A 12,734-nucleotide genomic window follows, 5' to 3' on the forward strand; every position below is an offset into this window, starting at 1 on the left:
ATCCAGTTATCCAGTTATCCAGTTGTCCAGTTATCCAGTTATCCAGTTATCCAGTTGTCCAGTTGTCCAGTTGTCTAGATCTGGTCTTTTTTGTCTTTTAACTTTTCTACTGGCTCTTCAAGCATCTCTTGGTCTTCATCGTCATCACGGCTTTCTATCACACCATGTTTCACTTTCCACTTTTCCCAGCGTTCGAATGCGAGTTCTTGCATGTCTGTCGTGCGGTCTGCTTCATCGACGATCTCTTCACCGACGAGGTGTTCGAACACATCTTCTAAGGTCAAAATGCCTTGAATTGTGCCGTACTCATCGACGATCATCGCCAATTGCAGGCGCTTAGCCATCATCTGCTCAAACGCTTTTGGTAGTGCAATCGTATTAAGTAGCACGTGTACAGGGCGCATCACTGTACCAAGTTGTTTCTCTCCGCAGCCTGCTTGTTGCAGCTTAAATAGCTCTAAGCGGTGAACAAAGCCGATGATGTTGTCTGTTGACTTGCTATATACCAGCGGACGTGAGAACGGCGTCTCTTTATGTTTATCAAGAAACTCATTGATCGTCATCTCTGCATCAACGCGAAATACCACTGGGCGCGGTGTCATCACCTGAGTTACTGGTACATCTTGGATGCCTAGTAGGTTATTGAGGATCTTAGACTCACCTTCGGCAAACTCCCCGCTTTCTTTGGCCAAGATTGCCATTGCCGATAGTTCATCACGCATTTTTGGCGCTTGATGGCCACGTGCTAAGCGCTTGGTGATTTGCTCAGAGAACCAGACGAACGGAGTCAGTGCCCACACCATCCAACGTAACATAACTGCTGAAGTAGGAGCTAATTGACGCCAGTAGGTTGCGCCAATGGTCTTAGGTACAATTTCTGACAATACTAAAATACCTAGCGTCAGTACTGCCGAGAACACGCCAAGCCACTCGCTACCAAACACAACGGCAGCTTGTGCACCTGCACTGGCCGCACCTATGGTATGCGCTATGGTATTTAGTGTTAAGATGGAAGCCAGTGGGCGGTCGATATCCGCTTTTAGCTTCGCCAGTTGATCCGCCGCAGGGTGCTCTTGTTGGCGCAATTGGGCAATATAACTCGGCGAGATACTCAGAAGAACCGCTTCTAATACGGAGCAGATAAACGATACGCCAATCGCAACAGAGACGTATAGGGTTAGCAACAACATAAGTGTCCTATATAGATTTATCCTCCCATCAACTTTTGCATGAAAAGTGCTAACTTGTCGTGCCTGCGCATGATTGATGTGAGCATTTTATATTCGCTTTAAGTCCCGAAATATCAGGCTTTACGGGCTCTCGCATATCTATAGATAAGGCCAAAACAGGTGAAAAACAAGCATTAAGTCTTGCTTACAGAGTAACAAATTGTGAGTTAATGCTCAGAATATGGTTAAAAGTGCGTCATGAGAGCCAAAGATCGCTTACAAACCTTTGCCAGATGGGGCATTTATGTTTTAGAGTGAGTTGAATTCGATAACATATGAGAAGGGAAACCTAATGAACAAGACCCAATTAATCGACTTTATTGCAGAGAAAGCAGACCTATCTAAAGCACAAGCTAAAGCTGCTCTTGAAGCAACTCTTGAAGGTGTGACTGATGCACTTAAAGAGGGTGACCAAGTTCAACTAATTGGTTTTGGTACATTCAAAGTTAACCACCGCGCAGCACGTACTGGTCGTAACCCTAAAACTGGTGCAGAGATTCAAATCGCTGCGGCAAACGTTCCTGCATTCGTAGCAGGTAAAGCGCTGAAAGATTCAGTAAAATAATTTATTACTGATTTCAGAGTTTCAAACTCGGAATTGTATATAATACGTCAAGGTAGCGACTATCTTGGCGTATATTTGTTTATGACGATGAAAAAACTACTAATACCTTCACTAATCACTTCTTTACTTGTCGGATGCTCTTCAAGTATTTCCACTCCAAACTTAGACCAGTTTTCTGATTACACAGGCGGTCAAAGTATCGGGGATGCAACCAGCTTGTATTGGTATACCGAACGTCTCTCTTTTCCTTACACGGCGGCAGACTATGTTAGCGCCGGCGATTATGGGTGGTATAGATCTGACTACCGCTGGGAAGATGGCGATCTTAGAGAATTGATTCGTGAGGGACTGCAACTTAAAGATAACCAAGGCTTAGTTTCGTATCGCATTCACGTTCGTTTTAACAAAGATGGGGAAGCGATCTATCAACAGTACCGCCTTGATGGGAAAGTTCTGCCACTAAAAGCGGATAAGCTCGCTTGGCTCAAGCAAGAAGCGTTGAATATTCCCAAAAGAACCAAAGCGCAGAGCAGTTCAGGAATTCGCTTGATTCAAGGCTATTGGGATGGCTCAAATTTTGATACCTGCTCTGGCCAGAGTTATGAGCAGGTCGAGTTCAACGAGACACTGCCAAGTTTTGTTATCAACCGCCTATCAAGCGTTGACAGTTATGCTGCATTTTTGGGTACTACCCAACGCAATAAAGTGAAGGTCAGTCAGTTATTGATGCTGGCTGAAGATAGTCATGACTGTATCGAAAGACCTGTTCTTATCGAAGAGTGATAGAATTAAGCATGATAGATAAAACAAAGGCGCTCATTGAGCGCCTTTGTTTATATGCCAACTGATCGTGTTATCTACTTCTCTTGCTCGCGTGCAATCGCTCTGTAGCCGATGTCATTGCGGTGGAACATACCACTCCAGCTCACTTGCTTAGCCAGCGCGTACGCTTGCTCCTGAGCCTCTGAGACGCTATTGCCAAGAGCCGTTGCACATAGCACGCGACCGCCGTTTGTCACTATCTCACCAGATGCGTTGCTTGCTGTACCAGCGTGGAAGATCTTCTGGCCCGCTACTTGTTCCGCTGGTAGAGAAATAACATCACCTTTTGCGTAATCTGCAGGATAACCACCGGCAGCTAGGACAACACCGATAGACGCGCGTGGATCCCATTTAGATTCTGCTTGATCAAGTTTTTCGTCGATAGCCATTAGGCACAGTTCAACAAGATCCGATTCCATACGCATCATGATAGGTTGAGTTTCTGGATCGCCGAAGCGGCAGTTATATTCGATAACCTTTGGTGTGCCGTCTTTATCGATCATTAGACCCGCGTAGAGGAAGCCAGTGTATGGGTGACCTTCTGCATCCATACCGCGAACTGTTGGGTAGATAACCTCTTCAAGAATACGCTCGTGGATTTCTGGAGTCACAACAGGAGCTGGAGAGTAAGCACCCATACCACCTGTGTTAGGGCCAGTATCTTTGTCACCGACACGTTTGTGGTCTTGGCTGGTGGCCATAGGTAGAACGCTCTTACCATCCACCATCACAATGAAGCTTGCTTCTTCACCGTCTAGGAACTCTTCGATAACCACGCGGCTACCCGCTTCACCAAACGCGTTACCTGCGAGCATATCTTTGATTGCGTCCTCGGCTTCTTCTAGAGTCATCGCAACGATAACGCCTTTACCTGCCGCAAGACCATCTGCTTTGACCACGATAGGTGCGCCTTGCTCACGAACGTAAGCCAATGCAGGTTCGATTTCAGTGAAGTTTGCGTAAGCACCGGTTGGGATGTTATGACGAGCTAGGAAGTCTTTAGTAAACGCTTTTGAGCCTTCTAACTGTGCTGCTGCTTCGGTTGGGCCAAAGATTGGCAGGCCAGCTTCACGGAACGCATCAACCACACCAATAACAAGCGGAGCTTCAGGGCCAACAATGGTTAGCTCGATTTTCTTCTCTTGCGCGAAAGCAACCAGTTCAGAAATAGCTTCAACACCGATGTTTACGTTCTCAAGCTTAGGCTCAAGAGCGGTACCTGCGTTACCAGGTGCAACAAATACGGTTTCTACGTTTGGGTTTTGCGCCGCTTTCCAGCCTAGTGCATGTTCACGACCGCCGGCACCAATAATAAGTACATTCATTTTTTAAATCCTTATAGCTGCGCCAGTATCTTTATTTCTGTGTCAAACATGCTCACTTATAGTCATAAGCTCCGCGTGTTTTCCTTGAACTAAAGGCACTGGCTTGCTCTAACGTATTTCAAATATCGGAATATCCAAAAAACAAATTATAAGTTTTGCTCTTCTCGGAGCGCAGCGTTCCCGTTTCTAGAAGCGCAGCGCTCTCGCTTCTTTCTAGTGGCGGAAGTGACGCATACCGGTAAAGATCATCGCCATACCATGCTCATCAGCGGCTGCGATTACTTCGTCATCACGCATAGAGCCACCAGGTTGAATCACGCATTTGATGCCTGCTTCTGCAGCTGCGTCGATACCGTCGCGGAATGGAAAGAAGGCATCTGATGCCATGACACACCCTTCAACCTTTAGACCTTCGTCAGCAGCTTTAATACCTGCGATCTTCGCTGAGTACACGCGGCTCATTTGGCCAGCGCCAACACCAATTGTCATATCACCCTTAGAGTAAACAATCGCGTTTGATTTAACATACTTAGCTACCTTCCAGCAGAATAGGGCATCTTTTAGCTCTTCTTCTGTTGGCTGGCGCTTAGACACGACTTTAAGATCGTCTAGGCTTACCATACCTTGGTCGCGGTCTTGAACCAGTAGACCGCCATTAACGCGTTTCACGTCAAAGCCCGTAGTCTTAGTTGTCCATTCGCCACACTCAAGTAGGCGAACGTTTTTCTTTGCAGCGACAACTTCAATTGCTTCAGCAGAAACAGATGGTGCGATAATCACTTCAACGAATTGACGTTCAACGATAGCCGTTGCAGTCTCTGCGTCTAGCTCTTGGTTGAAAGCGATGATGCCGCCAAACGCAGAAGTAGGGTCAGTTTTGTAGGCACGGTCGTATGCTTCGAGGATGCTGCCACCCAGAGCCACACCACATGGGTTGGCGTGCTTAACGATTACACATGCTGGCTCGTCGAACTCTTTAACACACTCAAGTGCAGCGTCAGTGTCAGCGATGTTGTTGTAAGAAAGGGCTTTACCTTGGATTTGGCGAGCCGTTGAAACTGAAGCTTCGATTGGGTTTGCTTCAACATAGAAAGCTGCGTCTTGGTGGCTGTTCTCCCCGTAGCGCATGTCTTGCTTCTTCTCGAATTGCTGATTGAATGTGCGAGGGAATTTGCTCTCTTCGTCAGCCTTCTTTCCTTCTTCATCAAGTAGAGAGGCACCGTAAGATGGAACCATAGTGCCGAAGTAGTTAGCGATCATGCCGTCGTAAGAGGCTGTGTGCTCGAAGGCTGCGATAGCTAGGTCAAAACGCGTTTCTAGAGTCAGAGACGTATCGTTAGCATCCATCTCAGCGATAACGCGCTCGTAATCGTGCGCGTTAACGACGATCGTCACATCTTTGTGGTTTTTTGCTGCTGAGCGAACCATAGTTGGACCACCGATATCGATGTTCTCAACCGCGTCAGCGAGAGTACAACCTTCTTTCGCCACTGTTTCAGCGAATGGGTAAAGGTTAACTACAACCATGTCGATTGGGTTGATACCGTGCTTTTCCATGACGTCGTCATCTTGACCACGACGACCTAGCACACCACCATGTACTTTTGGGTGAAGCGTCTTAACGCGGCCGTCCATCATTTCTGGGAAACCAGTGTAATCTGATACCTCAGTTACTGAGATGCCTTTTTCTGCCAGTAGGCGAGCAGTACCACCTGTTGATAGAATATCAACACCACGGTTAGCAAGAGCTTGGGCAAATTCAACAATACCAGTTTTGTCTGATACGCTGATTAGTGCGCGGCGAATAGGACGAGCGTTAGTCATGCTTCCATTTCCTCAAAGTCACAGAGTTAATACGTAAGATAAAGATATTTGCCAAAAGTGAACTTGTTCTTATGCTTTGTTTACAAACGAGCGGTAAGATATTGGCCAGTTTTGGTAAAGACCTTTGCAACAAATGTAGTTGATAAGCTAGTCTCTGAGTTTGATGGCGCACATTCTAACTAATTTATTACAAAAAAGCTCGCGCAATCGTTTGGCATCTCAAAAATAATTGTAAAAAGCTCGATTTTAGGCTTTAAACGTAACGAAACAGTTAATAGGGAAAGTTATGTTCCAAATCGGTGAGTTGGCGAAACGCTGTAATGTAACCGCAGATACATTGCGCTTTTACGAAAAGAATCAGTTAATTAAACCGGCAGGTCGCAGCGACTCGGGTTACCGTCTCTATAATGAACAGAACCAAGATCAAGTGAGCTTTATCCTCAAAGCGAAAGACTTAGGCTTAAGTCTGGATGAGATTCGCGAGCTATTAGAGATAAAGCTAGAAGCAACGGAGCATAGTTGTGCAGAAGTTAAGGCGATTACTACGGCGAAACTGAGTGTGATTGATGACAAGATCAACGAACTTACCCGGATTCGCACTGCGCTGAAAAAAATTAATGATGCATGCTGTGGCCATGTGGACGACGATGCGAGCCATTGTTCGATTTTAGGTGCACTAGCTAGTGAAGCACATCCAGACTCTTGCTGTGATGCAGAATAAAAGAGGACTTAGGAAGCGCGGCGGATATTTGCCTTAAGCTCTGAGGTTGATTTGATATCAGGAAGATTCTCGTAGTAGAGAGTGACTTGGTTTCTTCCTGTTTGCTTTGAGTAATACATTGCTTTGTCAGCTTGTACCATCAGTTCTCTTACTGACGAAACATGACTATTCAGCTCTGCAATCCCAATACTCACTGTTGGTAAGATGATGTGATCATCTACCTGACATGGCGTTGTTTCGATCGAGTGACGGATGCGCTCTGCGATATCGTAGGCTTGAATAGCGTTAGTGTGAGACAATACCACACCGAACTCTTCACCACCTAAGCGGCCGATATAGTCGCTTGAGCGAATCAAACCCTGACAAATCTGCGCAACTTGGACAATCACGTCATCACCGGACAAGTGGCCCACTTGGTCATTGATTTCTTTAAAGTGGTCGATGTCAATCATTAAGCAAGAGAGGTGTTGCTGGGTTGGACTATCAAATTCACGCTCTAGTCTGAGCATAAATGCTCGGCGATTTAATATTCCGGTAAGTTCATCGGTCTCAGCAAGCTTTTTGAGTTCGGCTTCGTGTAGGTGAGCTTTGGTAATCTCTTTTTCTTGCCACAGCACATACTTGGCACCGCTTGCAAGTGTGATGGGTTTAAGGGACGCTTCAAACCATCTTTCGTCCAGTCCATTCCAAGCTTCAAGTTCTTCAATAGAAAGCTGCAATTGCTGGCAAGGTGTCATCGAGTACTGCAGGGTTTTACGCTGACCTGTGGCCAACACTTGTTTGAAGTGCTGCTCAAGGCTTTCGGCAACCGTTGTAGGAAGGATATCGCCAAAGGTACGGTTGAGATAGTTGTTGGTTGCCGTAGGATCAGTTTGAGTCGCTTCGCCAAAGCTATCTACGATGAGCCCATGTCCATCGATGATCAACAGACGATCAGGCAGCTCGCGGAGCATAAGGCTCAGCCATTCTTCCCTTTGCATATCAGCCATGTCGATTAATCCGGACGTAAACGTAATTGATTATTATATCGACCACTTTGAGCTTAGCAATCGCAATAGATCACAGATCGCTGAATATTCGTGCAACTAACACCGCCTCTAATGATAAAAAAACCGGGTTCACTGACGTAAACCCGGTTTCTTAAATCTAAAATATCGAATGAACGATTAGTTCATGCCGTATTTTTTAAGTTTCTTGCGAAGAGTACCGCGGTTGATGCCCATCATAGTTGCTGCGCGAGTTTGGTTTCCGCGAGTGTACTGCATAATGGTATCTAGTAGTGGCTGTTCAACTTCAGCTAGAACTAATTCATATAGTTCAGTTACTTCTTGGCCGTTTAGTTGAGCCAAGTAGTTCTTAAGAGACGCTTTAACAGAGTCACGTAATGGCTTCTGAGTGATCTGGTCCTGTGACGTTACTGTAGTTACTGTTAATGCTTCTGAAGTCAGATTTTGTTCGAACATATTCGGTCTAGCTCTTCTCTTAATTATGATGCAACGTTTACCTGTCATATTTGAAGCCGTAGCTCCAACTATTTAGGCTTTATCAAAATACTCTTCAAGCGCTTCAAATTGTAGCTCAGCTACATCGATAGCGTTGAAGGTACGGCGAAACTCACTCGCTTGCTCATGCTCTTTTAGATACCAACCTACGTGCTTACGCGCAATACGTGGACCTAAAAACTCGCCATAGAAGTTATGGAGAGCATGCACATGACCAAGCAGGATGTCTTTCACTTCCTGGTAAGGAAGTTCAGGCATCGTGGTGCCGTTTTCCAAAAAGTGTCGGATTTCCTGGAAAATCCACGGACGACCTTGGGCAGGGCGTCCGATCATTAAAGCGTCTGCACCAGTGTATTCCAGTACATGCTTTGCTTTCTCTGGGCTATCGATATCACCGTTAGCGATAACCGGAATCGAGATTGCTTGCTTTACCGCTTTAATGCTGTCGTATTCGGCCTCACCTTTGTACATACATGCTTTTGTTCTGCCGTGCAGAGCAAGAGCCTGAATGCCGCAGTCTTCGGCTAATTTAGCGATTTGGACACAGTTTTTATTGTCTGTATCCCAGCCAGTGCGGGTTTTCAATGTCACAGGGACATCGACTGCATCAACGACAGCACGAAGAATATCTTTGATGATATCTGGGTACTGCAGCAGGGCAGAGCCGGCTAGCTTCTTATTCACTTTTTTGGCTGGACAGCCCATGTTGATGTCGATGATTTGTGCACCGTTCTCAACACTAAACTGAGCAGCGTCGGCCATAAGCTGTGGATCAGCGCCCGCAATTTGTACAGAGCGAATGCCCGATTCGCCTTCATGTACCATGCGTTGCTTTGATTTTGAGGTCTTCCATAGTTTTGGGTTTGACGACATCATTTCACTGACAGCCATTCCCGCACCATAGCGGAGACACAACTCACGGAACGGTCTATCCGTTACACCTGCCATAGGGGCAACAATGAGATTATTCTTAAGTTGGTGGTTTCCGATCTTCAAAACTTCAATCACAGTTCTAACCGAGCAAGGGCGCGCATTTTACGCATTTTTTTGCGCTGTGAAAAGACTAATATTTGAGCATTTACAAATTGTTTTCGCAAAATGCCCAAAAATCAGTCAATTAGCTCACAAAGTCTTGTCTAGCCTTGCTTTCGACCAGAGATGCGACACCACTCACTTTGCTCCTTGATAGGATCAATGTGAAGCTCATCACGGTAATAATTCGCAACATCTTTGGCTTGAGTATCAAGCACGCCTGACATCGCCAGTTCACCATTTGGCTTAATCAAAGACTTAATGATTGGTGAAAGTTCACGTAGAGGGCCGGCTAAAATATTCGCCACAACCACGTCTGCGACTAAGCCCTCTGGCTGATCTTGAGGTAAGAATACCTCTAGCTGAGCGGCAACACCGTTACGTTCTGCATTGTCTTTAGATGCAAGGAGTGCTTGAGGGTCAATGTCGATGCCGATAACCTTCTCTGCACCGAGTTTGATCGCTGCGATCGCAAGGATGCCAGAGCCACAGCCAAAGTCGATTACGGTTTTACCTGACAGATCCAAGCCTTCTAGCCATTCAAGGCACAGCGCTGTGGTCGGGTGTGTTCCCGTACCAAACGCAAGGCCAGGATCAAGCATGACATTGACCGCGTCTGGTTCAGGGACTTCACGCCAGCTAGGGCAAATCCATAGGCGCTCACCAAACTTCATTGGGTGGAAGTTATCCATCCATTCGCGTTCCCAGTCTTTATCTTCAAGTTGCTCGACCTTGTAAGCAAAACCTTCAGCCAGTAGGCCGCTAAGTTTAGCCTGCTCAATGATGAAGTTGGTATCAGCTTCTGCGTCATACAGCGCTAGGATATCGGTATCACCCCAAAGACGCGTTTCACCAGGCAGAGGTTCGAATACAGGCGTATCTTGCGCATCTAAGAAGGTTACAGACAGCGCACCAGTCTCTTCCATCAGCATATCGCCGATTGGCTCAGCGTTATCTTTGGTCGCATTGAGTTTGATTTGAATCCAAGGCATGAGTAGATCTCTCAACATTAAAAGATGTGATTTGGCGCAGAGTGTAGCAGAAATCTGCGGGTTTTATAGACGAATAACAGGTGAAAACAAAAATGCTCACCGAAGTGAGCATTTTAATTCTTTACTAGTGCAATAAACGCTTATTGCAGACCAAGTTTCTTCTCTAGATAGTGAATGTTGGCACCGCCGTGTTGGAAGTTTTCATCATTCATGATCGATTCTTGTAGCGATACGTTTACTTTAATACCTTCTACAATCATTTCGCCTAGAGCATTCTTCATGCGAGCAATCGCCACATCGCGGTTCTCACCGAAAGTGATCAGCTTACCGATCATTGAGTCGTAGTGAGGAGGTACTGTGTAACCTGTGTAGATGTGTGATTCCCAACGAACACCCATACCGCCAGGAGCGTGGAAGCGTTCAATCTTACCTGGTGAAGGTAGGAAGCGCTCAGGGTCTTCTGCGTTGATACGACACTCGATAGCATGGCCGCGTATCTTGATATCATCCTGCGTGAATGATAGAGGTTGACCTGCTGCAACACGTAGCTGTTCTTTGATTAGGTCGACGCCTGTCACCATTTCAGTTACTGGGTGCTCAACCTGAATACGTGTGTTCATCTCGATGAAGTAAAATTCGCCGTTTTCGTATAAGAATTCGAACGTACCTGCACCGCGGTAACCGATTTCTAGACATGCACGGGTACAGCGTTCACCGATGTACTTGCGCATCTCTTCAGTAATACCTGGAGCTGGAGCTTCTTCAACAACTTTCTGGTGACGACGCTGCATTGAACAGTCACGCTCACCTAAGTGGATTGCCCCACCTTGGCCATCAGCAATAACCTGAACTTCAACGTGACGTGGGTTTTCTAGGAACTTCTCCATGTAAACCATGTCGTTGTTGAAGCAAGATTTTGCTTCTGCACGTGTCATTGCGATTGCTTCTGTTAGCTCTTTCTCTGAGCGAACAACGCGCATACCACGACCGCCACCACCACCAGAAGCTTTGATGATTACTGGGTAGCCAATGCGTTTTGCGTGCGCTTTGTTTGCCTGTTCGTCATCATCCAAAGGACCATCAGAACCTGGAACACAAGGAACGCCCGCTTTTTTCATTGCTGTGATAGCAGAAACTTTGTCACCCATGATGCGGATAGTTTCCGCTTTAGGACCAACAAAGATAAAGCCGCTACGCTCTACTTGCTCTGCGAAGTCTGCGTTTTCAGATAGGAAGCCGTAGCCTGGATGGATAGCAACTGCACCTGTTACTTCCGCCGCAGAAATAATGCGAGGGATGTTTAGATAGCTGTCGATACCACGAGCAGGACCGATACAAATTGCTTCGTCTGCAAGCAGTACGTGCTTTAGGTCACGGTCAGCAGTTGAGTGGACCGCAACTGTTTTGATGCCTAATTCTTTACATGCGCGAAGAATACGAAGTGCGATTTCACCTCGGTTCGCGATGACTAATTTATCTAGCATAAGAGAGAGCCTCTGTTATTCGATAACAACAAGTGGTTGGTCGAATTCAACTGGTTGGCCGTCATCAACTAGGATTGCAGTAACAATACCAGACTTGTCAGCTTCGATTTGGTTCATCATCTTCATTGCTTCAACGATACATAGAGTGTCACCAGCACTAACGCTTTGGCCAACTTCTACGAACGATTTCGCGTCTGGGCTTGGAGAACGGTAGAAAGTCCCTACCATTGGAGAAAGAACTTGATGACCAGTTGGAACCGCAGGTGCTGCCGCTTCAGGCGCTGCTGCAGGAGCTGGTGCTGCCGCTGGAGCCGGAGCTGCAACAGGTGCAGGTGCTGCAGCATATTGAATTGGCGCTACAGGTGCTGCAGTACCGTTGCGGCTGATGCGTACCGACTCTTCACCTTCAGAGATTTCTAGCTCAGCAATGCCAGACTCTTCTACTAACTCGATAAGCTTCTTGATTTTACGGATATCCATCTTTTCTTTCTCTTTTATCTTGTGAATAAGACAGCTCGATAAGAGCTGCAGAGTGTTTGTTTACTTTGACAGTAATTGGGTTACTTTGCCTGCAGCTTATTAATTGCAGCAGACAGAGCGAATTCGTATCCTTGTGCACCGAGACCACATATCACGCCCTCAGCCTTATCGGAAAGATAAGAGTGATGACGGAATGGTTCGCGAGCATGCACATTAGATAAATGTACTTCGATAAATGGAATAGCCACGCCAAGTAACGCATCTCTTAATGCGACACTGGTGTGGGTAAACGCGGCTGGGTTGATGATAATAAAATCCACCTTGTCGTACGCCGCATGGATAGCTTCGATCAGTTCATATTCACGATTAGATTGAAGATGTTGGAGTTCAACATCGGCGTCATTCGCTTGCTTGGTTAATGTGTCGATAATCTGTGGTAACGTCGACGAACCGTAATGTGCGGGTTCGCGTAGACCTAACAGGTTTAAATTTGGACCATTTAAGACAAGAATGCGTGATTTTGCTGTCATTGTGCTGCCATCTTCCTACTTCATGATATGAACTGGAATAATCCCATATTATCGCTGATTCAGCATGCGATTTTTATTAAAAATAGCATCGAATCTTTGAAATAGACCCAGATTATAGCTAATTCAGCGCATTTAGCAGCAATTTACTGGTCTAATCTCCCAGCCTAGAGTCGGATTTTTGTAACCGAGGTAACATTTTTGCCCAAGAAGAAAGGTGTGAGGAGGAGT

Annotated in this window: 13 protein-coding genes; 3 read left to right on the forward strand and 10 right to left on the reverse strand. The window is 46.2% G+C overall.

Annotation, left to right across the window (positions count from 1 at the left end; translation table 11 throughout):
* Positions 1-74: 74 nt before the first annotated feature.
* A complete protein-coding gene (locus tag ZX61_RS08365; protein ID WP_049844219.1) occupies positions 75-1,190 on the reverse strand; it encodes a CNNM domain-containing protein in 1,116 nt (371 codons plus the stop codon).
* Positions 1,191-1,521: 331 nt separating this feature from the next.
* On the opposite strand from ZX61_RS08365, the gene hupA reads away from it, so the two are divergent.
* Together hupA and ZX61_RS08375 are read left to right on the forward strand one after the other, a co-directional pair.
* Positions 1,522-1,794: a nucleoid-associated protein HU-alpha gene (hupA, locus tag ZX61_RS08370; protein ID WP_004742945.1), complete on the forward strand. Its 273-nt coding sequence runs from the start codon at positions 1,522-1,524 to the stop codon at positions 1,792-1,794.
* Positions 1,795-1,875: 81 nt separating this feature from the next.
* The gene (locus tag ZX61_RS08375) at positions 1,876-2,577 is read left to right on the forward strand and encodes a DUF1481 domain-containing protein (RefSeq protein WP_082173438.1); all 702 of its coding nucleotides are present in this window, start codon (positions 1,876-1,878) and stop codon (positions 2,575-2,577) included.
* Between the two features lie 74 nt (positions 2,578-2,651).
* On the opposite strand, the gene purD is transcribed toward ZX61_RS08375, so the two are convergent.
* Positions 2,652-3,941 carry a phosphoribosylamine--glycine ligase gene (gene purD / locus ZX61_RS08380; protein WP_049844220.1) on the reverse strand — a complete coding sequence of 430 codons (1,290 nt, stop codon included), beginning with the start codon at positions 3,939-3,941 and terminating at the stop codon, positions 2,652-2,654.
* 213 nt (positions 3,942-4,154) lie between these two features.
* Positions 4,155-5,765 (reverse strand): bifunctional phosphoribosylaminoimidazolecarboxamide formyltransferase/IMP cyclohydrolase, encoded by a 1,611-nt coding sequence (gene purH / locus ZX61_RS08385; protein WP_049844221.1) that lies wholly within the window; start codon positions 5,763-5,765, stop codon positions 4,155-4,157.
* Positions 5,766-6,051: 286 nt separating this feature from the next.
* Between purH and zntR the strand changes: the two genes are divergently transcribed.
* Entirely contained in the window at positions 6,052-6,486 is a 435-nt protein-coding gene (gene zntR, locus ZX61_RS08390) for a Zn(2+)-responsive transcriptional regulator (protein ID WP_049844222.1), read from the forward strand.
* Positions 6,487-6,494: 8 nt separating this feature from the next.
* Here zntR and ZX61_RS08395 read toward each other — a convergent pair whose 3' ends face one another.
* From ZX61_RS08395 to aroQ, 7 genes are all read right to left on the reverse strand, one after another.
* Positions 6,495-7,475, reverse strand: coding sequence for a sensor domain-containing diguanylate cyclase (locus ZX61_RS08395; protein WP_049844223.1), 981 nt, complete (start codon positions 7,473-7,475; stop codon positions 6,495-6,497).
* Positions 7,476-7,652: 177 nt separating this feature from the next.
* Positions 7,653-7,949 carry a DNA-binding transcriptional regulator Fis gene (fis, locus tag ZX61_RS08400; RefSeq protein WP_000462885.1) on the reverse strand — a complete coding sequence of 99 codons (297 nt, stop codon included), beginning with the start codon at positions 7,947-7,949 and terminating at the stop codon, positions 7,653-7,655.
* A 72-nt stretch (positions 7,950-8,021) separates the two neighbouring features.
* On the reverse strand, positions 8,022-8,984 hold the full coding sequence (gene dusB / locus ZX61_RS08405) for a tRNA dihydrouridine synthase DusB (RefSeq protein ID WP_049844307.1): 963 nt from the start codon (positions 8,982-8,984) through the stop codon (positions 8,022-8,024).
* Positions 8,985-9,124: 140 nt separating this feature from the next.
* Positions 9,125-10,012: a 50S ribosomal protein L11 methyltransferase gene (gene prmA, locus ZX61_RS08410; protein WP_049844224.1), complete on the reverse strand. Its 888-nt coding sequence runs from the start codon at positions 10,010-10,012 to the stop codon at positions 9,125-9,127.
* A gap of 140 nt (positions 10,013-10,152) precedes the next feature.
* On the reverse strand, positions 10,153-11,496 hold the full coding sequence (gene accC, locus ZX61_RS08415) for an acetyl-CoA carboxylase biotin carboxylase subunit (protein WP_049844225.1): 1,344 nt from the start codon (positions 11,494-11,496) through the stop codon (positions 10,153-10,155).
* Positions 11,497-11,511: 15 nt separating this feature from the next.
* On the reverse strand, positions 11,512-11,976 hold the full coding sequence (accB, locus tag ZX61_RS08420) for an acetyl-CoA carboxylase biotin carboxyl carrier protein (protein WP_049844226.1): 465 nt from the start codon (positions 11,974-11,976) through the stop codon (positions 11,512-11,514).
* Between the two features lie 80 nt (positions 11,977-12,056).
* Positions 12,057-12,506: a type II 3-dehydroquinate dehydratase gene (gene aroQ / locus ZX61_RS08425; protein WP_049844227.1), complete on the reverse strand. Its 450-nt coding sequence runs from the start codon at positions 12,504-12,506 to the stop codon at positions 12,057-12,059.
* Positions 12,507-12,734: the final 228 nt, after the last annotated feature.

This window comes from Vibrio sp. VPAP30 (genome assembly GCF_001188205.1).
GTDB lineage: Bacteria > Pseudomonadota > Gammaproteobacteria > Enterobacterales > Vibrionaceae > Vibrio > Vibrio bivalvicida.